Genomic DNA, 24,176 nt, shown 5'->3' on the forward strand with positions numbered 1-24,176 from the left:
TCACTTATGGCGGCCATAAGCGAACCGCCCGGCGGCCTAGCGGACCTGCTCCGGCCGCCGGATCTCCAGGGCGGCAATCAGCTGGCCGAGGTCGCGGCGGCGGGAGCTGGCCGGCCACACCGCCCAGGTGCGCCGGATCAGGGGATGCCCGACCAGTGGCGACCAGGTGACCGAGGCCGGGAGCGGCGGCGAGAAGTCGGGCGGCGCCAGCGCGAACGCTCCGCCTGCGGTCACGGCCGCGAGTTTCACCTCGGCGATCAGCTCCTGCCCTTCCGGTGCGGCGGGCCCGAGATCCAGCCCGTGACTGCGCAGGATCGCGGTGAGTTCGTCGTACCAGGCGGGGCTGCCGGAGCGGGGGAAACCGACCCAGTCCAGCCCGGCGAGCGCGTCGAGCCGGATCCCGTCCGGCCCGGCGAGCGCGGCGGCCCGGGTGGTGGCCAGCAGCACGCCCAGCCGCTCCTCGACGGCCAGTACGGCGTCCAGGTCGAGGCCGATCGGGTGTTCGCGGACCAGCCCGACGTCGAGCTCGCTCTGGCGCAGCGCGGTGAGCTGTGCCGCGGTGGACATGTGGCGGGCCTGGACCCGGGTATCCGGGTAGGCGGTGGCGAGGTCGGCGAGCGGTCTGGTCAGCAGGTCGGGAGGAAGCTCCAGCGGGATGCCGAGCCGGAGGAGGCCGCCGCCCGCCGCGGCGTGCCGGGTGACCGCGGCCACCGCCTGGTCGTACCGCGCGAGGACGGCGCGCGCCTCCGCCAGCAGGGTCATGCCCGGCTCGGTGGCCCGCACGCCGGTGCTGCCGCGGACCACCAGTTGCACGCCGAGCTGTCGCTCCAGCGCGTTCATGGTCTGCGACAGTGCGGGCTGACTCACATGCATCCGCCGTGCGGCCGCGGACAGGCTCCCTTCCTCGACGACCGCCACGAACGCCCGCATTTCCCGCAGTTCCACCGGCCCATCACACCACGCCCACCCGTGGCTCCCGGGCGGTCCGGGGCGGGCATATGCCGACGCCGCGCCCTACCGGGCGCGGCGTCGGGTTGGTCGGTGTCGGTGGATCAGGCGATCTTGCGCTGGTCCGGCACGGCGGTCTTGTGCGGCCGGCCGAGGCGGGCCTCCAGCCGGGCGACGTCCACCCGGGTCTGCCGGCGGTCGGCCAGGTCCTCCCAGCCGAGGGCGAGCAGGCGCAGCCGCTCCGCCTCGCTGAACCCGCCCCACACGCCGTAGGGCTCGCGGACCGACAGGGCGTGCGCGGCGCACTCGGCGCGCACGGGGCAGCTCCGGCAGACCGCCTTGGCGCCCGACTCGCGGCGCAGTCGCGAGGAGCCGCGCTCGCCGTCGGGGTGGAAGAACTGGGCGCTGTCCCGGCCCCGGCAGGCACCGAGCCGCTGCCAGTCCCACAGGTCGACGATGGGTCCAGGCAGCCTACGTACGTTCGACATCAGCACCCCTCCTCCCGCGCGGCACCGCGGAGAATCCTTTGTGGCGAGCTACCGGGCGGCGGGCCCGCGCGGGACGCCGGTTCCGGTCTGGACCCCTCGGTACCCGGGCTTTCCCGCGCTCACACATCTGTGATCGAAAACCTCGGACAACTAGCGGCATATGCCCCATCTGCCGGAAAAGTTCGGATGATTGCCCGGAACCTCCTCCCGAGCCGACGCCGTCATGGTCTGCTCTGAGGCGGAGAGGAGACCACTGTGCGTAGCGTTCTCGTGTGCGTTCGGACACCACTCGCGGCCCAGCATCTGACCTCCGCGGCGGCGCGGCTCGGGCTGTCCGGCGTCCTGCGGACCGCCGTCTCCGATCCCGAGGTGATGTTGCGGCTCGCCGAGCGGCCGGTCGATGTGATCCTCGCCGACACCGCCCTCACCCGGCCGGACAGCGCGGGGTTCGTCCGCCGGGTGCTCGCCCGGGCGCCCCAGGCCGCCGTGGTGCTGCTCGGCACGGAGGAGTCCGAGGCGGCGGCCGCCACCATCAACGCCGGGGCGCGCGGGCTGATCCAGGGCGCGGACCACGACCTGACCAGCGCGGTGGCGAAGGCCCTGCTGCTGCTCGCCGCGCCCGGACGGGCCACCCGGAACCGGGTGACCGACCCGGCCCGGGACGCCGCCGCGGTCGGCGGACCGGTCCGGTCGGCCGCGCCCGGGCGCACCCCGAGCGGGTCGACGCCGGCCTGGCCGGCGGGGGCGGCGGAGGGGCCTGGCAACGCGCCGACCATGGTGCCGGTGCAACGCGGGGACGACCCGGCCGAACCGACGGCCGGTGAGCCGGAGCCGACGCCGGCGACCACTGCGCCGCGCGCGGGCTCCCGGGGCCCCCGCAGCGCGATCGGGCTCACCGAGCGTGAGCTCCAGGTGCTGCTCGGCATGGCCGAGGGGAAGAGCAACGCGGAGATCGGCCGGGAGCTGTTCGTCTCGGAGGACACGGTCAAGACGCACGCCCGGCGGCTCTTCCGCAAGTTGGGCGCCCGCGACCGGGCGCACGCGGTGGCCGCCGGCTTCCGTGCCGGCCTGGTCGCCTGAGCGCCGGTCAGTCCCCGGCGGGGGTCTCGTCCTCGGTGCCCTCGGTCAGGGTGTCGTGCACGCCGTCGGCGTAGCCCCGGGCGTAGTCCCAGCTGACGTAGTGGTCCGGATCCGGGTCGTAGGCCGGCTCGTGCACCCGCGGGCGACCGGAGTTGAGCAGGTGCCGCAGGTTGCCCCGGAGGAGGTCCCAGTCGAAGTAGTGCGGCTCGCGGCAGTCCTCGCACTCGATGACCAGGCCCCGGACCCCGATCGGCTGGAGCAGCGCCTGGTAGATCTCCAGGTCGGCGAGGTCCTCCAGGACGTCCTGCCGCTCGACCTCGGTCAGCGGGTCGAGCGGGTCGTCCTCGCGCGGGTCGTGCAGGCCGGCGGCCGGATCGGCCGGGTCGCCGTTGAACGGGTCCATGGGCTCGTCGTGCACCCCCTCACCGTAGTCCCCGACGCGCCGGAAAGTCCGCCCCAGGGGACTGCGTGTGGCACGGCCTGCCGGGGCCCGCCGCTGCCGGGGGCGGCGCAGCTCAATGGGTACGATGAAGCGACGCGCCGTCACCTCGGTGCGCGCCGGTGCCCGCGCGCGCCGCCTCGCTGAAGCCCGTCCGAACAGCTCAGGGGAGCAATCGTGGAGAATTCGCCCAGCACCGAACTTCTGGCCGGCGTTGACGGCGGCGAGCTGGGTGGTCACCTGCCCGAGCTGCCCGCCGGCTCGGCGCGGGTGGTGCCGCTCGGGCTGACCTTCGACGACGTGCTCCTCCAGCCGGGCGAGTCGGACGTGGTGCCCAGCCGGGTCAACACCCGCACCAAGCTCACCCGCAACATCGAGCTCAACATCCCGCTGCTCTCCAGCGCGATGGACACCGTCACCGAGGCGCGGATGGCGATCGCCATGGCCCGCCAGGGCGGCATCGGCGTGCTGCACCGCAACCTGTCGGTGGAGGACCAGGCGCTCCAGGTGGACCTGGTGAAGCGCTCCGAGTCCGGCATGATCACCAACCCGGTGACCGCCAGCCCGGACGACACCCTGCGGGAGGTCGACGCGCTCTGCGGCCGCTACCGCATCTCCGGCGTCCCCGTCATCGACGGGCAGGGCCAGCTGGTCGGCATCGTCACCAACCGGGACATGCGCTTCGTCTCCGAGCCGGCCACCCCGGTCCGCGAGATCATGACCCGTACCCCGCTGGTCACCGCCCCGGTCGGGGTGAGCAAGGACGAGGCGCTCGCGCTGCTGCGCCAGCACAAGGTGGAGAAGCTGCCGATCGTCGACGACGCGGGCAAGCTGCGCGGGCTGATCACCGTCAAGGACTTCACCAAGAGCGAGCAGTACCCGAACGCCACCAAGGACTCCGCCGGCCGGCTCCGGGTCGCCGCCGCGGTCGGGGTGGGCGAGGACGCGTACAAGCGGGCCCGCACCCTGGTCGACGCGGGCGTCGACGTGCTGATCGTGGACACCGCGCACGGCCACCAGCGGGCCGTGCTGGAGATGGTCGCCCGGCTCAAGAAGGACGTCGCCATCGACATCGTCGGCGGCAACGTCGCCACGTACGCGGGCGCGAAGGCGCTGGTCGACGCGGGCGCGGACGGCGTCAAGGTGGGCGTCGGCCCGGGCGCCATCTGCACCACCCGGATCGTCGCCGGGGTCGGCGTGCCGCAGATCACCGCGATCATGGAGGCCGCCCGGGCGGCCCGCCCGGCCGGCGTGCCGGTGATCGGCGACGGCGGCATCCAGTATTCCGGCGACATCGCCAAGGCCCTGGTCGCCGGCGCCGACGCCGTGATGCTCGGCAGCCTGCTGGCCGGCTGCGAGGAGAGCCCGGGCGAGCTGATCTTCATCAACGGCAAGCAGTACAAGGCGTACCGGGGCATGGGGTCGCTCGGCGCGATGCAGTCCCGGGGCCAGGGCAAGTCGTACTCGAAGGACCGGTACTTCCAGCAGGACGTGCTCGCCGAGGACAAGCTGGTGCCCGAGGGCGTCGAGGGCCAGGTGCCCTACCGCGGCCCGCTCGCCCAGGTCGCCCACCAGCTCATCGGCGGGCTCCGCGCCGCGATGGGGTACGTCGGCGCCGAGAGCATCCCCGAGCTGCACCGGCGCGGCCAGCTCATCCGGATCACCGCGGCCGGGCTCAAGGAGAGCCACCCGCACGACATCCAGATGACCGTCGAGGCGCCCAACTACCACTCCCGCTGACCCACCACCCCCAACCACCTGGAGTCCCCCATGCGTGACGTGGTCGAGATCGGGCTGGGCAAGACCGCGCAGCGCGGCTACCACCTGGACGACATCGCCATCGTGCCGAGCCGTCGCACCCGGGACGTCGACGACGTCTCCACCGCGTGGCAGCTCGACGCGTACCAGTTCGGCATCCCCTGCGTCGGGCACCCGTCCGACGCCACCATGAGCCCCACCTCCGCGGTGAAGCTGGGTCAGCTCGGCGGCCTCGGCGTGCTCAACGTCGAGGGCCTCTGGACCCGCTACGAGAACCCGACCAAGGTGCTCGAGGAGCTGGCCGGCCTGGACGAGGAGGCCCGGGCGACCAAGCGCCTCCAGGAGGTCTACGCGGAGCCGATCCGGCCCGACCTGATCGCCGAGCGGGTCCGCGAGCTGCGGGCCGGCGGCGGCACGGTGGCCGTCCGGGTGTCCCCGCAGCACACCCTCGCGCTCGCCCCGGTGATCCTCGACGCCGGCGTGGACATCCTGGTCATCCAGGGCACGATCGTCTCCGCCGAGCACGTCTCCACCACCGACGAGCCGCTGAACCTCAAGGAGTTCATCGCCGACCTGGACCTGCCCGTCATCGTCGGCGGCTGCACCGACTACAAGACCGCGCTGCACCTGATGCGGACCGGCGCCGCCGGCGTGATCGTCGGCATCGGCGGCGACGACTGGTCGACCACCGAGTCGGTGCTCGGCATCCGGGTGCCGATGGCCACCGCCATCGCCGACGCCGCCGCGGCCCGCCGCGACTACCTGGACGAGACCGGCGGCCGGTACGTGCACCTGATCGCCGACGGCGACATGCAGACCTCCGGCGACATCGCCAAGGCGCTCGGCTGCGGTGCCGACGCGGTGATGCTCGGCGAGCCGCTCTCGCTCTGCGAGGAGGCCCCGGCCGGCGGCGCCTGGTGGCACTCGGCGGCGAGCCACCCGTCGCTGCCGCGCGGCGCGTTCGAGGTGGCCGGCGAGCCGCTCGGCTCGATGGAGAAGCTGCTCTTCGGGCCGGCCGACGAGCCGGAGGGCCAGCTCAACCTCTTCGGCGGCCTGCGCCGGGCGATGGCCAAGTGCGGCTACCGCGACCTCAAGGAGTTCCAGAAGGTCGGCCTGGTGCTCGACCGCTGAACCGTCGGCGACCGGGCGACGGCGCGGGTGCGGGATTTCGTCCCACCCGCGCCGTCGCGCATCTAGGCTCGGCGGATGACACGGGGGTGGCGCTGGTCGGCGGTCGCGCTGGCCGTCGCGCTGCTGGCCGCCGGGTGCACGGGGGACGACGGTCGGTTCCGTCCCGGTGCGGCCGACGCGGGCGACCCGTACGTGCCCGGGGCCGGCAACGGCGGCTACGACGTCGACCACTACGCGCTGAAGGTCCGCTACGACCCGGCCGACGACCGGCTCACCGGCCAGGCGACCATCACGGCCACCGCCACCACCGGGCTGTCCCGGTTCCACCTGGACCTCGCCGGCCTCACCGTCGACCGGGTCCGCGTCGACGGCGCCCCGGCCACCCAGCGGCGGGACGGCAACGAGCTGGTGGTCACCCCGGCGCGCGGCCTGCCGGCCGGGAAGCGGTTCACCGTCGAGGTGGCGTACGGCGGGGTGCCGCGGTCGCTGCCCAGTGGGGAGCTGGGCGACGGTGGCTTCCACGCCACCCCGGACGGCGCGATCGCGCTCGGCCAGCCGGAGTCGGCGAGCACCTGGTACCCGGTCAACGACCACCCCTCCGACAAGGCCACCTACGACCTCGAGGTGACCGTGCCGGACGGGCTCGCCGCGCTGAGCAACGGGGTGCCGAAGGGGCGGGACAGCCGGGCCGGCTGGACCACCTGGCGCTGGGCCGAGGGCGCGCCCATGGCCAGCTACCTGACCACCCTGGTGATCGGGAACTACCGGGTGTCGACCGGCACCCATGCCGGGAAGCCGCTGGTCACCGCGGTCGCCGCCGGGCTGCCCGCGGACGGGCCGGAGGCCGCCTCGGTGGCCCGCACCGGCGAGATCGCCGACTTCCTGGCCGGCCGATTCGGGCCGTACCCGTTCGACGCGTACGGCGGGATCGTGGTCGCCGACGGCCGGATCCGGTATGCGCTGGAGACCCAGACCCGCCCGGTCTACGGGCCGGGCTTCTTCCGCGGCGGCCGGCCGAACCCGACGGTCGTCGCGCACGAGCTGGCCCACCAGTGGTTCGGCGACAGCGTGTCGCTGGCCCGGTGGGGGGACATCTGGCTCAACGAGGGCTTCGCCACGTACGCGGAATGGCTCTGGGACGAGCACGACGGCGGCCCCACTGTCGCGCGGGCCTTCGCCGAGCGCTACGCGGCGACCGACTGGACCAGGCCGACGGTCGACCCGGGCCGGGCGGGGATGTTCGGCGACGCGGTCTACCAGCGTGGTGCGCTCGCCGTGCACGCGTTGCGCCGCGCGGTCGGCGACGAGACCTTCTTCCGGATCCTGCGCGGCTGGCTGGCCGAGCGGCGGAACGGCACCGCCACCACCGCCGACTTCGTCGGCTACGTCGAGCGGGTGGCCGGCCGGCCGCTCCGCCCGCTCTTCGACGCCTGGCTGGCCGGTGCCACCGCGCCCGCCCTGCCGTGATGCGGGCGTGACGGTCGGTCGGTAGGCTGCCGCGGGCGGAGCGGCCCGCGTGGGTCCGCTCGCCCGCCAGGGAGGGATCGAGGCGATGACGCTGGCGCGGCGGAGCGGACGACGACTCGGGCTGCTGGTCTCCGGCGTGCTGCTGCTCAGCGGCTGCGGCGCCCCCGCCGCCGAGCGGGCGGCCACCACGTCCGGCGCACCCACGCCGACGGCCGCGCGCAGCTTCGCGCCCGGCGCGCCCGGGGTGGGCGACCCCTACTTCCCGAGCTACGGCAACGGCGGGTACGACGTCGCCCACTACACGGTCAAGGTCCGCTACGACCCGGCGACCGACCGGCTCGCCGGCACCACCACGCTGCGCGGCACCGCCACCACCAACCTGTCCGCGTTCAACCTCGACCTGGCCGGGCTGACGGTGCGGTCGGTGACGGTGGACGGGGCCAAGGCCCGGCACGCGCGCACCGGCGACGAGCTGGTCGTCACCCCGGCGGTCGGCCTGACCTCGGGCAACGGCTTCGTCGCCGAGATCCGGTACGACGGGGAGCCGGCCGCCCTGAAGAACGACGTGCTCGGCGAGGGCGGCTGGCTGCACACCTCGGACGGCGCCATCGCGCTCGGCCAGCCGGAGTCGGCGAGCACCTGGTTCCCGGTCAACGACCACCCCTCCGACAAGGCCGCCTACGACTTCGAGATCACCGTGCCGAAGCAGCTCACCGCGGTCAGCAACGGGGTGCCGACGGGGCGGACGGTCCGGGGTGGCTGGGCCACCTGGACCTGGTCCGAGGGCGCGCCGATGGCCAGCTACCTCGCCACGGTGGTGATCGGGAAGTTCCGGGTGACCACCGGGGAGCACAAGGGACGGCCGGTGTTCAGCGCGGTCAGCACGAAGGTGGCCGCCGGGGCGCCGGACCGGTCCGTCGCGCGGACCATCGAGGTCGCCGACTACCTGGAGAGCGTCTTCGGGCCGTATCCGTTCGACGCGTACGGCGGGGTGGTGGTCGCCGACGACCGGGTCCGGTACGCGCTGGAGACCCAGACCCGGCCGGTCTACTCGGCCGGCTTCTTCCGGCAGGGCGAGAACACCGGCGTGGTCGCGCACGAACTGGCCCACCAGTGGTACGGCGACAGCGTGTCGCTGGCGAAGTGGCAGGACATCTGGCTCAACGAGGGGCTGGCCACCTACGCCGAGTGGCTCTGGGCCGAGCACACCGGCTCCTCGACCGTGCAGCGCACCTTCGACCAGACGTACACGACCGCACCCGGGCAGGTGTGGCGTACCCCGCCCGGCAAGCCCGGGGTGTCGAACCTGTTCGGCCGGTCGGTCTACGAGCGGGGCGGGATGACGGTCCACGCGTTGCGGGTCGCCGTCGGCGACACCGACTTCTTCTCCATCCTGCGGAGCTGGGCGGCGGAGCGGAAGAACGGCAACGCCACCACCGCCGACTTCGTGGCCCTCGCCGAGCGGGTCTCCGGCAAGAAGCTGGGCAAGGTCTTCGACTCCTGGCTCTACGGGACCGAGCGGCCGGCCCGGCCGAAGCCGCTCTGACTCAGGTCTTCACCCGCAGCGACGGGTGGGCGGCGAGGAACCGGTCGGCGGTGCCGCCGCGCAGCGCCGCGAGGAACTGCCGCCCCACCGGGCGGAGCTGTTCGCCCCGGTACGACCCGCCGCTGCCCACCGCCCCGCCGGGGAGCCCGACCAGCACGAAGCCGTCGGCGGGCACCCCGCTCAGGGCGTACGCGAAGTCCACCAGCTTGCGCCCGCCGCCGACGTACACCAGGGTCCGGCCGAGCGCGGCCACCACCTGCTCGACCCGGTCCGGGTCCCGGGCCAGGCCCTGGTCCAGGATCTTCCGGGCCAGCGCCCGGATGAGCTGCTGCTGGTGGCGCTGCCGGGTGTAGTCACCGCCGGCGGTGTAGCGCTGCCGGGCGTAGTCCAGCGCCTGCCAGCCGGTCAGGTGGCGGTTGCCCTTCTCGTAGACCATCTGCGGTCCGGTGTACGTGCTGCCGGCGCGGTCCCGGTAGCGCCCGTCGGGCCGGCGGTGGATCGAGGCGACCCGCTGGTCCACGTAGAGGTCCACCCCACCGAGGGTGTCCACCAGCTTGTCGAAGCCGCCGAAGGTGATCACCGCGCCCGCGTCGATGCGCAGCCCGGTGTACCGGCTGACGGTGGCGCGCAGCAGCTCGTACCCCTGGGCGGTGCTGGGGTGCGCCTTGTCCCCGGGGACCCGGCTGCCGTAGCTCATCGCGTGGGTGAGCTTGGTCCGGCCGCCCGGGTAGCCGGACTTCGGGTAGGCGGGGATGTCCACCACCAGGTCGCGGGGGAGGGAGAAGAGGTACGCCCGGCCCAGCCCGGCCGGCACGTGCAGCACCAGCACCGCGTCGGCGTGCGGCTCCCAGCCGGGCACGCTGACCCGGGTGTCGACGCCGACGAGCAGCAGGTTGAGCGGGCCGGTGAGGTCGGCGCCCGGCGGCGGGGTGGGGCTGGCCGGGCTCGGCGTCGGGGTCGACGGGCCGGGCGATCCGGTGGGTGCGGCGGAGCCGGCGATCGGGGCGGGCGACGGGCGGGACACCAGCCGGGCGGTGACCACCGCGCCGGCGGCGACCAGCAGGACGGCGACCAGGGCGGCCAGCCCCAGCGGCCAGCGTCGTCTCGTCATGGGTTTCTCCTTCCCCCGTGTGACTCGACGCGGTAGGGGGTGCCACAGGTTGCAGTGACAGGAATCCCGGGCCATCGAGCGCTCTGCATGATCCGCGAAAAACTCGTGCTGGCGCTATAGCTACTCGTCGGTAATGATGCGTTCATGGTGCGGTACGACGTGGTCGTCATCGGGTCCGGCTTCGGTGGCAGCGTCACCGCGCTCCGCCTCGCCGAGAAGGGCTACACCGTCGGCGTGCTGGAGGCCGGGCGGCGCTTCGCCGACGACGAGTTCCCGGAGACGTCCTGGCGGGCCCGGCGTTTCCTGTGGGCCCCGAAGCTCGGCTGCTACGGGCTGCAGCGGATCGACCTGCTGCGCTCGGCCGACCGGAAGGCCGGCGGCGGGGTGCTGGTGCTCTCCGGCGCCGGGGTGGGCGGCGGATCCCTCGTCTACGCGAACACCCTCTACGAACCCCTCGACGCGTTCTACGCCGACCCGCAGTGGCGGGACATCACCGACTGGCGCGACGAGCTGGCCCGCCACTACGACCAGGCGAAGCGGATGCTCGGGGTCACCACGTACCCGATCGTGACCGGCGCGGACCGGGCGATGCGGGCGGTGGCCGAGCGGATGGGGGTGGCGAACACCTTCCACGCGACGCCGGTGGGAGTGCACATCGGCCGGCCCGGCGAGCGGGTCGCCGACCCCTACTTCGGTGGGGTCGGGCCGGAGCGGACCGGCTGCAACCACTGCGGCTCGTGCATGACCGGCTGCCGATACGGCGCGAAGAACACCCTGGTCAAGAACTACCTCTGGCTGGCCGAGCGGCTGGGCGTCCAGGTCCACCCGCTGACCACGGTGACCGCGGTCCGGCCCGCCGCCGGCGGCGGCTACGACGTGCACACCACGCGCACCGGCGCCTGGGTGCGCAAGCGCCGCCAGGTGGTCCACGCCGACCAGGTGGTCTTCGCCGCCGGGGCGCTGGGCACCCAGCGGCTGCTGCACGAGATGCGGGCCACCGGCGCGCTGCCCGGGCTCTCGCCCCGGCTCGGCGAGCTGACCCGGACCAACTCGGAGGCGATCCTCGGCGCCTCGGTCGGGCCGCGGCAGGCCCGGCAGCGCGGGCTCGACTTCACCCAGGGGGTGGCGATCACCAGTTCGTTCCACCCCGACCCGCAGACCCACATCGAGCCGGTCCGCTACGGCAAGGGCTCCAACGCGATGGGGCTGCTCCAGTCGCTGCTGGTCGACGGGGGTCCCCGCCGGGCCCGGCGCTGGCTGGGCAGCATCGTCCGGCAGCCCGGGCTGGCCGCCCGGATGCTCTCCGTCCGCGGCTGGTCGGAGCGGACCGTGATCGCCCTGGTCATGCAGTCGGTGGACAACTCGCTCACCACCCGGTTCCGGCGGGGGCTGTTCGGCCGCCGGCTGGTCTCCGGCCCGGGCCACGGCGCCTCCAACCCGACCTGGATCCCGGCCGGCAACGAGGCGGCCCGGCTGCTCGCCGAGGAGATCGACGGGACGCCCGGCGGGGCGCTCACCGAGCCGTTCAACATCCCGATGACCGCGCACATCCTCGGTGGGGCGGTGATCGGCGCCAGCCCGGAGCGCGGGGTGGTCGACCCCTACCACCGGGTCTACGGCCACCCGGGGCTGCACGTGGTGGACGGCGCGGCGGTCTCGGCGAACCTCGGGGTCAACCCGTCGCTGACCATCACCGCGCAGGCCGAGCGGGCCATGTCGTTCTGGCCCAACAAGGGCGAGGAGGACCCGCGCCCGCCGCTCGGCGCGGCGTACCGGCGGCTCGACCCGGTCCCGCCCCGTGACCCGGCGGTGCCGGCGCACGCGCCCGCCGCCCTGCGGTAAGGAAGGGCCCCTTCTTAACGCCTCCGGTAGCGCAGGGGCCCCCTGTTAACACGCTCACGTCGGCTCACCGCCAACCCGCGCCCGGTCCGGCGGTGACTGTCGGTAGGCTTGCTGCACATGAGCACGCCTCGCCCCGTCCTCGTGGTGGACTTCGGAGCCCAGTACGCCCAGCTCATCGCGCGCCGCGTCCGCGAGGCGAAGGTCTACTCGGAGATCGTCCCGCATTCCATGCCGGTGTCCGAGATGCTGGCGAAGAACCCGGCCGCGATCATCCTCTCCGGCGGCCCGTCCAGCGTCTACGCGCCGGGCGCCCCGCAGATCGACGCCGGCATGTTCGAGTCCGACGTCCCGGTCTTCGGCATCTGCTACGGCTTCCAGGCGATGGCCCAGGCGCTCGGCGGCACCGTGGCGAAGACCGGCAACCGGGAGTACGGCGGCACCCCGCTGCACGCCCGCCCGCAGGCCGGTGTGCTGCTCCGCGACCTCCCCGACGACCTGCCGGTCTGGATGAGCCACGGCGACTGCGTCACCGAGGCGCCGACCGGCTTCACGGTCACCGCCGAGTCGGCGGGCGCGCCGGTCGCCGCGTTCGAGGACCTGGCCGGCCGCCGGGCCGGCGTGCAGTTCCACCCGGAGGTGGGGCACACCGCGCACGGCCAGGAGATGCTGGCCCGCTTCCTCCACGACATCGCCGGGATCGAGCCGACCTGGACGCCCGAGAACATCATCGACGAGCAGGTGGCCCGGATCCGGGAGCAGGTCGGCGACAAGGAGGTCATCTGCGGCCTCAGCGGCGGCGTCGACTCGGCGGTCGCCGCGGCGCTGGTGCACAAGGCCGTCGGCGACCAGCTCACCTGCGTCTTCGTCGACCACGGCCTGCTCCGCGCCGGCGAGGCCGAGCAGGTCGAGAAGGACTACGTGGCGGCCACCGGCATCAAGCTCAAGGTGGTCGACGCCCGGGAGCGGTTCCTCGGCGCGCTGGCCGGGGTGACCGACCCGGAGCAGAAGCGCAAGATCATCGGCCGGGAGTTCATCCGGGTCTTCGAGGCCGCCGCCCGGGAGATCGCCGTGCACGGCGACGTGGAGTTCCTGGTCCAGGGCACCCTCTACCCGGACGTGGTGGAGTCCGGCGGCGGCACCGGCACCGCCAACATCAAGAGCCACCACAACGTCGGCGGCCTGCCGGAGGACCTGAAGTTCGCCCTCGTCGAGCCGCTGCGCACGCTGTTCAAGGATGAGGTCCGCGCGCTCGGCCTGGAGCTGGGGCTCCCCGAGGCGATGGTCTGGCGGCACCCTTTCCCGGGCCCGGGCCTGGCCATCCGGATCATCGGCGCGGTCGACGAGGAGCGGCTCGCCGTGCTCCGCAAGGCCGACCTGATCGCCCGGCAGGAGCTCACCGCCGCCGGGCTGGACCGGGGCGTCTGGCAGTTCCCGGTGGTGCTGCTGGCCGATGTGCGCAGCGTCGGCGTGCAGGGCGACTTCCGCACCTACGGCCATCCCGTGGTGCTGCGCCCGGTCTCCAGCGAGGACGCGATGACCGCCGACTGGTCCCGGCTGCCCTACGAGGTGATCGCCAAGATCTCCACCCGGATCACCAACGAGGTCGCCGAGGTGAACCGGGTGGTGCTGGACGTGACCAGCAAGCCGCCGGGCACCATCGAGTGGGAGTGACCCGGCCTCAGGTCGCCGGCGGCTGAGGCGCGGGCCGGGGCGCCGGCTCCGGCGTCGGTCCGGCCTGCGGCGCCGGTCCGGCGGTCGGCTGTGGCGCGGTCGGCGGGACCGGCGGCCAGCCCGGTGCGGTGCCCGCCGGGTGCGGCCAGGCGGGTGCGCCCGCCGGCTCCTCCGGCATCAGGAACCACATGATCGGGTACGCCAGCGCGGCGAGCCCGCCGGTGAGCAGGGTGGCCACGGCGAAGACCACCCGGACCAGGGTGGGGTCGACGGCGAAGTAGCGTCCGACGCCGCTGGCCACCCCGGCGATCATCCGGTCGGTGACGGGTCGGCGGAGCTGCTTGTACGGGGCATGAGGGGTGCTGGTGTAGGTCATGTCCCCACGGTCCCGCGCGGCACGGCCGACGACCTCGGTGACCGCCCGGACTCCTACCCTGATGGATCCCTGAGGTGCCAGCCAAGTGTCAGGAATCTGACTCTTTTCGATGGAGGTAACCGGCGCCGGGGAGAATTTCCTCCCGTGACCACCTCGCTGGAGCCGCTCCGCAGGATCGCGGCATACGCAGTTTGTGCTGATTCCGCCGGCCGAGTGTTGCTGGTCCGCGCATCGGAGCGCTCCGGCACCCCCGGCGCCTGGTCGCTGCCCGGCGGGGCGGTCGACCACGGTGAGGACCCGAACCACACCGTCGTGCGGGAGACCGCGGCGGAGACCGGCCTCTCGGTCGCCGTGTCCGGCCTCCGCGACGTGATCGCCGACATGCGGGCGCTGCCCGAGCGGGGCATCACCATCCACACCGACCGCCTGCTCTACACGGTCTCGGTGCGGGGCGGGACGCTCGGCGACCGGGTCGACCGGCCGACCGACCTGGCCCGCTGGTTCACCCTCGACGAGGCCCGGGAGCTGCCGCTGCGCTCGTTCACCGCGCGCGCCCTGAGCCTGCCCACCGCCACCGGCGACATCGTGCCGGAGGAGGTGCCCGAGTTCCCGTCGTTCTACGCCGTCCCCGGCCCCGACGGGCTGCACCGGGCGCAGCGCTTCGCCGCGTACGCGGTGGTGACGGATCCGGAGGAGCGGGTGCTGCTCACCCGGGTCTCCGACGGCTACCCGGGCGCCGGCTGCTGGCACCTGCCCGGCGGGGGCACCGACTACGGGGAGCAGCCGGGCGCCGCGCTGATCCGGGAGCTGGTCGAGGAGACCGGGCAGACCGGCCGCCTGGTCGAGCTGCTCGGGGTGGCCAGCCACCGGGACGCGGCCTCGCTCGGCCCGGAGGGCTACCCGATCGACTGGCACGGCGTACGCGCCTTCTATCGGGTGGTCGTCGACCAGCCGGCCCCGCCCACGGTGGTCGACGTCGGCGGCTCCACCTGCGAGGCCCGCTGGTTCCGCCGGGAAGAGCTTGGCGCCCTCCCCACCGACCGCCTCACCGAGGTGACCGCCGAAGCCGTGCACGCCGCCCAGCTCATCTGACCCACCCCCGAGCACCCCGCAGCCGCCGTTGATCATGAGGTTGGCCGCTAACCTCATGATCGACGGGAGCGAGGCGGCGGCGAGCGGGATGACGAGGGGTGTGCGGTGGAGGAACGGCGGCGGATCGGGGCGTACGGGGTCCTCCGGGATGAGCACGGGCGGGTGTTGTTGGTCCGCGGGTCCGCGGTGGCGGACTTCCCGGGCGTCTGGCAGCTCCCCGGAGGCGGGCTCGAGCACGCCGAGCACCCCGAGCGCGCCGTGGTCCGCGAGTTCGCCGAGGAGACCGGGCTGACCGTCCGGGCGGCCGGGCTGCGCGCCGCGGTCGCCGACGTCACCCGGTACGCCGACCTCGGCGTCGCCCTGCACACCGACCGGATCGTCTTCGACGTGGTGGCGACCGGCGGGACGCTGCGGGACGGACCGGACAACACCACCGACCTGGCCCGGTGGTGCGCCCTCGACGAGGCGCCCACCCTGCCGCTGCTGCCGTTCACCGCCGAGGTGCTCGGCCTGGCCGTCGACCCGCTGCCGGAGAGCGCCGTCCGGCGGGCCCGGGAGCCGTTCCCGCCGCTGCCGACCGACCGCCGCCAGCGCTTCGCCGCGTACGGGCTGGTCACCGACCCGGCCGACCGGGTGCTGCTCACCATGATCGCCGACGGGTACCCGGGGGCCGGGCAGTGGCACCTGCCGGGTGGTGGCACCGACCACGGAGAGCAGCCGGCGGCCGGGCTGCTCCGCGAGCTGGTGGAGGAGGCCGGCCAGCTCGGGCGGGTGGTCGACCTGCTGGCCGTGGACAACCTGCACAACCCGGCCGCGCTGGGCCCGGAGGGGCGGCCGCTGGACTGGCACGGCGTCCGGGTGATCTACCGGGTCCGCGTCGACGCCCCCACCGACGCGGTGGTGACCGAGCTCGCGGGCGGTTCCACGGCGCGGGCCGCCTGGTTCGCCCCGGAGCAGGTCGGCGTCCTGCGGATGACCGACGTGGCGGTCCGGGCAACCGGACAGCGGGGCAGGTAGCGCCCGCTCGCCGAGCCGGCGTGGGGTGCCTCCGGTACAGTCGGGAGTTGGGGTTGGCCGAGGAAAACGGGCGATGAGGCCCGAGATGGGAATAAGTGAGCAGTTCGCGCGGTTAAGGGAGTTATAAGTACCGCCGGCAGCTATCGCCAAGCCCCTATCCCCTGTGCAATGGTGTACTCCGCAAAACGGGCTGCCGGACCAGAGAGGTCCGGCACGAGACAGCCGGACAGCCGCCCCGAGGCGGTCACCCGATCCGGTGATGGAGGAAACGTGCCGAGAGCCCCATGGCGCCGGCGTCGTACGACTGACAGTCCGCGCCCCGCAGGGCGTCGCTGGGCGGGCCGGTTGCGCCGCAGCAGCACGTTCGCCCGCCAGGTGCTGCTGGTCCGGGTGGGCCGCCGGGACGGCGCCGCCGCGACCGCGACCGACCTGGTCACCCCCGACCACCGGTGGAGCGACCGCCAGCGCCGCCGCTACGGCCGGTTCGACGCCGAGGTGGAGGCGGTGATGCCGGTCAGCCCGGCGCTCGCCCCGGTCGCATCGGTCGACGAGGCGCCGGCGATGTCGATCCCGCTGCTGCCGGGCGAGCGGACCACCGCCCGCCGGGCCAAGTTCGCCCTGGTCAACGCCTGCACCCTGAGCAGCCTGATGCTCGGCATGCTGGCCATCTTCCTGGCCATGCAGGGCGAGGTGCGGTCCGCGGCGCTCTGCCTGATCGCCTGCGTCGCGTTCGACGGCCTGGACGGCGCGCTCGCCCGCAAGCTCGGCGTGGCCAGCCCGTTCGGGGCCCAGATGGACTCGCTGGCCGACATGTGCTCGTTCGGTCTCGCCGCGCCGGTCGTGGTCTACGCCTCGCTGGCCGGGTCGGTCCCGCCGGCGGCCGCCGCGGTCGCCTGCGCCCTCGTCGCGGGCTGCGCCGCGATCCGGCTCGCCCGGTTCAATGTCTCACCCAAGGACGGGCGCTTCTTCTGCGGCGTACCGACCACCATGGCGGCGGCCGTGCTGGCGCTGACCGTGGCGATCGGGCTGCCGGTCTCCGGCCTGGTGATGGTCGGCGGGGTCGCCCTGCTCGCCTTCGCCATGGTCTCCAGCTTCCCGTACGCGAAGCTGGCTCGGCTGGTGAAGCTGCCGCCGTGGATCTGGCTGGCCCCGGTGGTCGGCGCGCTGGTCGACATCCGGCTCACCTTCGCCCTGGTGGTGGTGGGCTACCTGGTCAGTGGCCCGGTGCTCTGGCTGCACCAGCGCCGCACCGCCTGACCCGTACCAACGAAAAGGGGCGCCGCGACGAGCGGCGCCCCTTTTCGCAGCTGCGGGATCAGACCCAGCGGGCGATCACCGTCGCACCACCGACCACCTTGTCGCCCGGGCCGACCAGCGGCTCGGCCGCCGTCGCCGGCAGGTAGACGTCGGTGCGCGAGCCGAACCGGATCAGGCCGAACCGCTCACCCTTCGCCAGCAGCGCGCCGACCGGCGCCCGCTGCACGATCCGCCGGGCGATCAGGCCGGTCCGCTGCGCGACCACCACCGTGCCGTGCTCGGTCTCCAGCACCGTGTACGCCGCCACGTTGTGCTCGGCGTCCGGCTTCATGGCGTTGACGAAACCGCCGTCCGCGACGAAGTAGTCGACCACCTTGCCGGCCACCGGGGCGCGGTTGACGTGCACGTCCAGCACGGAGAGGAAGACGGCGACGCGCAGCCACTCCGCGTCACCGAAGCGCTCGTCGTGCAGCCGCTGCACCGAGAGGACCTGTCCGTCGGCCGCGGCGACCACCGCCGACGGGTCCTCCGGCACGTCCCGCTCCGGGTCGCGGAAGAACGCGGCCACCGGCGCGGCGGCCAGCGCCGGGAGCAGCCACAGCTTCGACTTGGGCCGGGCCACCCGGGCCAGCGCGGCCAGGCCGAGGCTGATGCCGGCCGCGGCGACGCCGTTGGAGTCGATGTGCATGCTCCGGGTCAGCGGCACGCTCGACGGGCGGTACGCCGGGGCGAGCTTGGCCGCCAGCGCCGCGCCCGCCGGGGTGAAGCGGAGGTGGTGCACCCGCACCGGCGGGGAGTTGCGCAGCACCAGGTCGGTGCGGACCCCGTGCAGCACGCCCTGCCGGTCCAGTTCGGCGCCGGCGCCCTCGGTGCGGAACACCGGTGCCGCCAGGCTGAGCACCGCGCCGTCGGTGAGGTACTTCGACAGGCCGTCGACGGCCACTCGGGCCTCGTCGGCCGTGCCGGTGAACGGCTCGGCGGCGATGACCACCTCGGCGGCGTCCGCCTCGGCGAGGGTGTCGGCCACCCGTACCCGGTCGGCGACCCAGCGGCCCTGGGCCGTCACGTGCTCGCGGAGCGCCGCCGCGGAGGAGCCCTCCGCCGGGACGACGGTGAGCCGGTCCCCGGGGAGCAGCGCGTCGACCGCCGCGGCGAGCACCGCGGAGTCCGGGGTCGCGCCGACCAGCAGGCCGGCCTTCGGGTCGTTGCGCCGGGCGAGCTCGGAGACGAGGGCGCGGGCGGCGCGCTCGCCGATGCGGACCGGGCCGGACAGGCCGGGGGTGCGCACGGCGGGAGACTGGGTCATGTCGGACGGGCTCCTGACGGTAGCGACGGGACGCGGCGGGACCGCCACGGCGACCTGGCCGGCCGGGGCCGCGCACGGGGTGGGCCGGCCGGCGGAGGCGGGATCTCCACCAGCCAGCATAGGCGGCGCCGCCGGAGCGCCGCACCGCCCGTGGTCAGCCCGGCGGACGCTCCCCGGGGCCCGGCTCGTCCCCGTCCGTGCGCCGGTCGCCGGCCGGCCGCTCCGGCGGGTCCGCGACCGGCAGCTCCCGGGTCACCGGCTCGCTGCCGAACGGGCGGTCCTCCCGCGCCGCGACGAGGTCGTCGCTGACGGCGTCGGTGGCCCACTCGTCGGCCTCCCGGGCGACGGGACCGCCGCTGGTCGGGGTGCCGTCCACGTAGGGCGCCGCGACGGTGGCCTCCGGCTGCTGGTCGGCGGCCTCCCGCTCGGGGTGCCGCCCGGAGCGCAGCGCGCCGACCAGGCCCAGCAGCCCGACCACGATTAGCGCGCCGGCCAGGAACCAGCCCACCGGGGGCAGGGTGAGCCCGAGGATCCGGGCCAGCAGCCACCAGAGGGCGAGGGCCAGGAAGACCAGCCCGAAGGCGAACGACACGAGGTCGGTGCGGTGGGCCTTCACCGGGTCACCTCCAGGTTGCCGGCGTTCATGTGGACGAGCAGCCGCAGGGTGCCGCCGCCCGGGCCGTCCGCGCCGAGGTCGGTGCTCTCCCACTGGCGGCCGTTGAGGCCGCCGCTGTGCCGGCCGAAGACGGTGGCGTCACCGGCGTTCACGTCGGCCACCGTGGTGACGTCGACGTTCGGCGGTACGACCACCGTGGCCTGGCCGAAGTTGACCTCCACGGTGATCTGGGTGTCCTTCTTGTCGAAGTCGACCGCGCGCAGGTCCAGCACCGAGTCCCCGAAGTTGTTCTGGTAGCGGACCGCCAGGTCGCGGTAGTCGACCGGGGCCCAGGTGACGTCGCCGTCGATGCCGCGTACCCGGTCGTAGGACTCGGCCACGGTGGCGATGCCGAGCGCCGCCGCGGTCACCAGGCCGAGGGCGATCAACCAGCGGGCCCGGCCGAACCAGGTGCCCACCAGCAGCCCGAGCCCGATGGTGGCCAGCGCCGCGGCGAAGTATCCGGCCGCGCCCACCGGGAAGACGTCGAGCAGGTCGAGCATGGCCACCACGCCCAGCGCCAGGAAGATCAGTGAGAAGGTCACCGCGCCGAGGGCGGAGCGCTCCCTGGGCCGCTTCGGGGCGCGGACCGGCCGGGCCGGGGCCGCCGGCGCGGGCGGGTACGGCCTGGCGTACGGGCCGTGCGGGGCGAAGGGCGGCCGGTAACCGCCCGGCGGCAGCGGTGCGGTGACCGGCGACGGCGGTCGCGCCGAGACCGGCTCCCCGAGCGGGGCACCCGTGGTCGGCGTGCCCGGCCAGCTCGGCTGCGCGACGGTGGGTTCGGCCGGCGGCGGGACGACCTGCCCGGTCTCCGCCCAGGCCGGCTGCGGGGCCGTACGCTCCGCGCCGGACCAGACGACGCCGTCGTCCGCGGGTGGCACCTCCGCCACCTGTGCGGTGGCCGGGGCCGGCGGCGCGGCGGCGGGCGGTTCCGCGCTCGCGCCGGCCGGAGCGGCCGTCCGCCAGGCGGTGCCGCCGGCGGTCGCCGGGGCGGCGCCGGACCAGGCCGGGCCGGCGGTGGGGCCGGCCGGTGCGGTGGCGGGACCGGGCGTCGGCCAGCCGGCCGGCGGCACCGGACCGGGCGCGGGCTGCCCGGCCACCGGGTTGCGGGGGTCGCGGTTGAGCAGCAGCGCCCCGCCGATCAGGATCACCGCGCCGAGCAGGATCGCCCGGAACGCGTTGGTGACCACGTAGCCGAAGCCGACCGCGACCACGATGCTGAGCACGATCACGGTGACCGGGGACATGCTCGACCGCCCCCGCCCGAGCATCGACTCCACCGGGGAGGCGGTGTCGCCCTCGCCGGGGATGATCAGCCAGGCGGTGACGTACACCAGAATGCCGATCCCGCCGAAGAAGCCGAGCACGGCGAGGAGCACCCGCCAGAGCACGGGGTCGGTGTTGGTGGCCCGGCCGATCGCCGCGCAGACGCCGGCCAGGTACCGGCCCTCGCGGGGACGGACCAGCCCGTACCGGGAGGTGAAGCCGGCGCCGCCGGGCGGCGGGCCGTACCCGGCCGGGGCCGCGCCGGGGTACGGCGGGGAACCGGCGGTCTGCGCGCCGGGCGGCGGGGGCGCCGCAGGGTCGGCGGCGGTGGGCGCCGGCCCCGGCGGTGGGGGTGGCGGTGGCCCGTCCTGTGCTGCCGCCCCGGGGCGGGGCGGACGGGCAGCTTCCTCGGTCATGCCTCCGATCCTGCTGCCCCGGTCGCCCGAGCGTCCTCAGGACCCGACCCTGACGCCACCCTGAGATCCCGGAGACCCGAATGTCGGGGGCGTCCCCGTGGTCGGGACGGGTTCGCCCGTGTGACGATCGGGGCGGTGCCGGCGGAGACCGGCCCGCACCGCCGTCCCTCGACCCGGGAGCCTCCGATCAGCAGCACCATCACCCCCCACCCGCCGCGGCTCTACCGGGCCACCGAGCACCGGTTGGCCGCGGGGGTGGCCGCCGGCCTCGCCGAGCACCTCGGCATCTCGGTGCTCCGCGTCCGGATCGCCTTCATGGTGCTGCTCGGGCTGAACGGTCTCGGGCTGCTGCTGTACGCGGCGTTCTGGGCGGTCGTCCCGCCCCGGCCCGGCGACACCGCCGTGCCGCCCCGCCGCGACCTCGGGCAGCTGCTGCCCTTCGTGGCCATCGGGCTCGGCGTGCTCATGATCCAGGTGATGGCCTTCCATTCGGTCGGCGCGGCCGGCACGGCCGGCTGGCTGGTCGCCATCATCGCGGTCGGCGCCGGGGTGATCTGGCACCAGTCCGCGCCGGAGCGCCGCCGGCAGTGGGGCGGGTCCATGCCGGTGCCCTGGCTGGGCGTGGTGGTGGAGGAGAGCGACCGGCGGGCGTTCGTGCTGCGCTTCATCGGCGGCGGGGTGCTCGTCGCCGTCGGCATCATCGGCGTGGCCGCGGTCTACTCGCCGGCGCAGAACTTCGACGCCGTGCTCAACGGCGTCATCTTCGCGCTGGTCGGGCTGGCCGGGGTCGGCGTGGTGACCGGCCCGGTGCTGTGGCGCACATGGAACCAGCTCCGCTCGGAGCGCGAGGGGCGGATCCGGGAGCAGGAGCGGGCCGAGCTGGCCGCGATGGTGCACGACCAGGTGCTGCACACCCTCGCCCTGATCCAGCGCAACGCCAGCGACGTCAAGACGGTGCAGCGCCTGGCCCGTGGTCAGGAACGGTCGCTGCGCAACTGGCTCTACAAGCCGACCGCCTCGCCCACCGAGCGCTTCGCGGCCGCGCTGGAACAGGCCGCCGCCGAGGTGGAGGACACCTTCGCGATCACCGTCGAGGCGGTGGTGGTGGGCGACCGGGAGACCGACGAACGGGTCGGCGCGCTGGTCGCCGCGGCCCGCGAGGCGCTGGTGAACGCGGCCCGGCACGCCGGGGTACGCACCGTGTCGCTCTACGCCGAGGTGGAGCCGGACCAGGTCAGCGCCTTCGTGCGGGACCGGGGCAAGGGTTTCGACCCGGATACCGTGGAGGATCATCGGCACGGCGTCCGGGGCTCGATCATCGGGCGGATGAAGCGGCACGGCGGCCGGGCGGAGATCCGGTCCGGCCCGGGGGAGGGGACGGAGGTCCGGCTGATCCTGCCGATCAGCGGCACCGGCTCCACGGCGGAAAGGGACAGATGACCATGGCCGAGCAGGGACCCGTCGAGCCGGCGGCGCCACGGGACGGGCGGCTGCGGGTGTTCCTCGTCGACGACCACGCCATGTTCCGCGCGGGCGTGCGCGCGGAGCTCGGCGCGCACGTCGAGGTGGTGGGTGAGGCGAGCACGGTGGCCGAGGCGGTCACCCGGATCGCGGCGACCCAGCCCGACGTGGTGCTGCTGGACGTGCACATGCCGGACGGTGGTGGCCGGGCGGTGCTGGAGGCGATGCGGCGTACCCACCCGCAGGTGCGGTTCCTGGCGCTGAGCGTCTCCGACGCGGCCGAGGACGTGATCGGGCTGATCCGGGCCGGCGCCCGGGGGTACGTCACGAAGACGATCTCGCCCGACGAGCTGACCGACGCGATCCGCCGGGTGGCCGACGGGGACGCCGTGTTCAGCCCCCGGCTGGCCGGGTTCGTGCTGGACGCCTTCGCGGCCCGCCCGGACGCGCCGGTGGCCGATCCGGAGCTGGACCAGCTCACCAACCGGGAGCGCGAGGTGCTCCGGCTGCTGGCCCGGGGGTACGCGTACAAGGAGATCGCGAAGGAGCTGTTCATCTCGATCAAGACGGTCGAGACGCACGTCTCGAACGTGCTGCGCAAGCTCCAGATGTCGAACCGGTACGAGCTGTCCCGGTGGGCGGCCGACCGCCGGCTGGTCTAGCGACCTCGCGGGACGCGGTCCGGGTGATCGGTTCCGGTCACCCGGTCACTCGGTGCGGAACACGGTGAACGCCTCGGCCATCCGGCCGGCGGGGAGCCCCGCGTTGTCGGCCATCGTGGTGAGCCGGTCCCGGACCCAGGTCTCCACGTCCAGGTGCGCGGTCTGCGAGCGGTGTGCCCGCATCGCGGCGATCTTGCGGTCGACCTGGTCGGTCACGTCGACGACGTGGTCCGGCGCGGGGCCGCCCGCATACCAGATCTCCCGGACCACGCACGGCTCCAGCCCCTCGGCGAGCAGGTCCGGGAAGACGAAGCGGTTGCGGGAGTCGGGGTAGACGGCGCAGGTGGTGGCCTCGCCGACGGCCAGGTGGTCGGGGTGGCTCGGGCCGGCGAGGTGTTCCCAACGGCGCAGCGGCGAGCTGGTCAGCACCCGGTCCGGCCGGAACCGGCGGATCGCGGCGGTGATCTGACGGCGCAGCTCCACGCTGGGGGCGATGATGCCGTCGGGGTGGCCGTCGAGGAAGGCGACCCGGTGCACGCCGACCGCGGCCGCCGCGGCCCGCTGCTCCGTCTCCCGCCGAGCGGGCATCGCCGCGCGCGGGGTGTCGTCGAAGCCGCCGCTGTCCCCCCTGGTGACGACCAGATACGCCACTTCGATACCCTCATCCACCCAGCCGGCGATGGTGCCCGCACAGCCGAAGTCGACATCATCCGGATGGGCAAAAACGGCGAGGGTCCGGCGGACGTCGGTCAGCACCGGGGCGGAGGCAGGAAAGCTCACAGCGCCTGAGCCTACGCGCCCGGTCTCGCGCGGTCTGGTCGTGTCTTACCTGTTCAGAGCGGTACGACCGGCGCGTTTCATGATCTTTTCTCAAGTATCGGCAACGTGGCGGCCAACTAACGGCTTGATAACGGCACCTTCACGGAAAGGGCCGGTGAGTGTCACAGTGGCAGCACCTCACCCCCGGTGTGGGGCACCCCGTCGGGCCCACCGACCACGTGACGCCGCCTCCGTGCGACGGCGCGTGGCCGTCGACCCTGCGCGGTGTCTGTCGCCGAGGGTGCGGTGCCCGGCGGATCGGTGCCCCTGGGGTGTCCCGATTTCCTCTGCGGTAAACCGACGACCCGTGGTTCGGGTCGGCGGTGGTGTCACCCCCCAGACGTGCGTGAAACCCACGACGGAACCAG

Annotated in this window: 20 protein-coding genes and 1 pseudogene; 12 read left to right on the forward strand and 9 right to left on the reverse strand. The window is 74.3% G+C overall.

Annotated elements, in window-relative coordinates; all coding sequences use genetic code 11:
* Positions 1-36: 36 nt before the first annotated feature.
* Both Q2K19_RS15195 and Q2K19_RS15200 read right to left on the reverse strand, forming a co-directional pair.
* Complete coding sequence (locus Q2K19_RS15195) at positions 37-945, reverse strand: LysR family transcriptional regulator (RefSeq protein ID WP_302771632.1); 909 nt, start codon at positions 943-945, stop codon at positions 37-39.
* A 107-nt stretch (positions 946-1,052) separates the two neighbouring features.
* On the reverse strand, positions 1,053-1,436 hold the full coding sequence (locus Q2K19_RS15200) for a WhiB family transcriptional regulator (protein WP_302771634.1): 384 nt from the start codon (positions 1,434-1,436) through the stop codon (positions 1,053-1,055).
* A 255-nt stretch (positions 1,437-1,691) separates the two neighbouring features.
* On the opposite strand from Q2K19_RS15200, the gene Q2K19_RS15205 reads away from it, so the two are divergent.
* On the forward strand, positions 1,692-2,516 hold the full coding sequence (locus tag Q2K19_RS15205) for a helix-turn-helix transcriptional regulator (protein ID WP_302771636.1): 825 nt from the start codon (positions 1,692-1,694) through the stop codon (positions 2,514-2,516).
* Between the two features lie 7 nt (positions 2,517-2,523).
* Here the strand turns inward: Q2K19_RS15205 and Q2K19_RS15210 are convergent, their stop codons facing one another.
* Positions 2,524-2,934 (reverse strand): DUF5319 domain-containing protein, encoded by a 411-nt coding sequence (locus tag Q2K19_RS15210; protein ID WP_302771637.1) that lies wholly within the window; start codon positions 2,932-2,934, stop codon positions 2,524-2,526.
* Positions 2,935-3,132: 198 nt separating this feature from the next.
* On the opposite strand from Q2K19_RS15210, the gene guaB reads away from it, so the two are divergent.
* The 4 genes from guaB (at position 3,133) to Q2K19_RS15230 (ending at position 8,857) form a co-directional block, all read left to right on the forward strand.
* Positions 3,133-4,695, forward strand: a complete 1,563-nt coding sequence (guaB, locus tag Q2K19_RS15215) for an IMP dehydrogenase (protein ID WP_302771639.1) — start codon at positions 3,133-3,135, stop codon at positions 4,693-4,695.
* A 30-nt stretch (positions 4,696-4,725) separates the two neighbouring features.
* Positions 4,726-5,844: a GuaB3 family IMP dehydrogenase-related protein gene (locus Q2K19_RS15220; RefSeq protein WP_302771641.1), complete on the forward strand. Its 1,119-nt coding sequence runs from the start codon at positions 4,726-4,728 to the stop codon at positions 5,842-5,844.
* A 75-nt stretch (positions 5,845-5,919) separates the two neighbouring features.
* Complete coding sequence (locus tag Q2K19_RS15225; protein WP_302771642.1) at positions 5,920-7,311, forward strand: M1 family metallopeptidase; 1,392 nt, start codon at positions 5,920-5,922, stop codon at positions 7,309-7,311.
* An 85-nt stretch (positions 7,312-7,396) separates the two neighbouring features.
* Positions 7,397-8,857, forward strand: a complete 1,461-nt coding sequence (locus Q2K19_RS15230) for a M1 family metallopeptidase (RefSeq protein WP_302771643.1) — start codon at positions 7,397-7,399, stop codon at positions 8,855-8,857.
* Position 8,858: 1 nt separating this feature from the next.
* Here the strand turns inward: Q2K19_RS15230 and Q2K19_RS15235 are convergent, their stop codons facing one another.
* Positions 8,859-9,968: an LCP family protein gene (locus Q2K19_RS15235; RefSeq protein WP_302771644.1), complete on the reverse strand. Its 1,110-nt coding sequence runs from the start codon at positions 9,966-9,968 to the stop codon at positions 8,859-8,861.
* A 147-nt stretch (positions 9,969-10,115) separates the two neighbouring features.
* Here Q2K19_RS15235 and Q2K19_RS15240 point away from each other — a divergent pair, with 147 nt between their 5' ends.
* Both Q2K19_RS15240 and guaA read left to right on the forward strand, forming a co-directional pair.
* A complete protein-coding gene (locus Q2K19_RS15240) occupies positions 10,116-11,810 on the forward strand; it encodes an FAD-dependent oxidoreductase (RefSeq protein ID WP_302772504.1) in 1,695 nt (564 codons plus the stop codon).
* A 117-nt stretch (positions 11,811-11,927) separates the two neighbouring features.
* Positions 11,928-13,481: a glutamine-hydrolyzing GMP synthase gene (guaA, locus tag Q2K19_RS15245; protein ID WP_302771646.1), complete on the forward strand. Its 1,554-nt coding sequence runs from the start codon at positions 11,928-11,930 to the stop codon at positions 13,479-13,481.
* Between the two features lie 7 nt (positions 13,482-13,488).
* Here guaA and Q2K19_RS15250 read toward each other — a convergent pair whose 3' ends face one another.
* A complete protein-coding gene (locus tag Q2K19_RS15250) occupies positions 13,489-13,857 on the reverse strand; it encodes a PspC domain-containing protein (RefSeq protein ID WP_302771647.1) in 369 nt (122 codons plus the stop codon).
* Positions 13,858-14,001: 144 nt separating this feature from the next.
* Here Q2K19_RS15250 and Q2K19_RS15255 point away from each other — a divergent pair, with 144 nt between their 5' ends.
* From Q2K19_RS15255 to Q2K19_RS15265, 3 genes are all read left to right on the forward strand, one after another.
* On the forward strand, positions 14,002-14,949 hold the full coding sequence (locus tag Q2K19_RS15255; protein ID WP_302771649.1) for an NUDIX hydrolase: 948 nt from the start codon (positions 14,002-14,004) through the stop codon (positions 14,947-14,949).
* 105 nt (positions 14,950-15,054) lie between these two features.
* Positions 15,055-15,966, forward strand: coding sequence for an NUDIX hydrolase (locus Q2K19_RS15260; RefSeq protein ID WP_302771651.1), 912 nt, complete (start codon positions 15,055-15,057; stop codon positions 15,964-15,966).
* Between the two features lie 345 nt (positions 15,967-16,311).
* Positions 16,312-17,223 (forward strand): CDP-alcohol phosphatidyltransferase family protein, encoded by a 912-nt coding sequence (locus Q2K19_RS15265; RefSeq protein WP_302771653.1) that lies wholly within the window; start codon positions 16,312-16,314, stop codon positions 17,221-17,223.
* A gap of 58 nt (positions 17,224-17,281) precedes the next feature.
* On the opposite strand, the gene Q2K19_RS15270 is transcribed toward Q2K19_RS15265, so the two are convergent.
* From Q2K19_RS15270 to Q2K19_RS15280, 3 genes and pseudogenes are all read right to left on the reverse strand, one after another.
* Complete coding sequence (locus Q2K19_RS15270) at positions 17,282-18,529, reverse strand: phosphatidylserine decarboxylase (protein WP_302771655.1); 1,248 nt, start codon at positions 18,527-18,529, stop codon at positions 17,282-17,284.
* Positions 18,530-18,914: 385 nt separating this feature from the next.
* Positions 18,915-19,145, reverse strand: a pseudogene (locus Q2K19_RS15275) (hypothetical protein); the annotation flags it as partial.
* The gene (locus Q2K19_RS15280; protein ID WP_302771656.1) at positions 19,142-20,866 is read right to left on the reverse strand and encodes a PspC domain-containing protein; all 1,725 of its coding nucleotides are present in this window, start codon (positions 20,864-20,866) and stop codon (positions 19,142-19,144) included. The pseudogene Q2K19_RS15275 and the gene Q2K19_RS15280, both read right to left, overlap by 4 nt.
* Before the next feature lie 198 nt (positions 20,867-21,064).
* On the opposite strand from Q2K19_RS15280, the gene Q2K19_RS15285 reads away from it, so the two are divergent.
* Positions 21,065-22,306, forward strand: a complete 1,242-nt coding sequence (locus Q2K19_RS15285; protein WP_302772506.1) for an ATP-binding protein — start codon at positions 21,065-21,067, stop codon at positions 22,304-22,306.
* Positions 22,307-22,308: 2 nt separating this feature from the next.
* Positions 22,309-22,989, forward strand: a complete 681-nt coding sequence (locus tag Q2K19_RS15290) for a response regulator (protein WP_302771658.1) — start codon at positions 22,309-22,311, stop codon at positions 22,987-22,989.
* 45 nt (positions 22,990-23,034) lie between these two features.
* Here Q2K19_RS15290 and Q2K19_RS15295 read toward each other — a convergent pair whose 3' ends face one another.
* Positions 23,035-23,769 carry a PIG-L deacetylase family protein gene (locus Q2K19_RS15295; RefSeq protein ID WP_302771659.1) on the reverse strand — a complete coding sequence of 245 codons (735 nt, stop codon included), beginning with the start codon at positions 23,767-23,769 and terminating at the stop codon, positions 23,035-23,037.
* Between the last annotated feature and the right edge of the window lie 407 nt (positions 23,770-24,176).

The organism is Micromonospora sp. NBRC 110009 (genome assembly GCF_030518795.1).
GTDB lineage: Bacteria > Actinomycetota > Actinomycetes > Mycobacteriales > Micromonosporaceae > Micromonospora.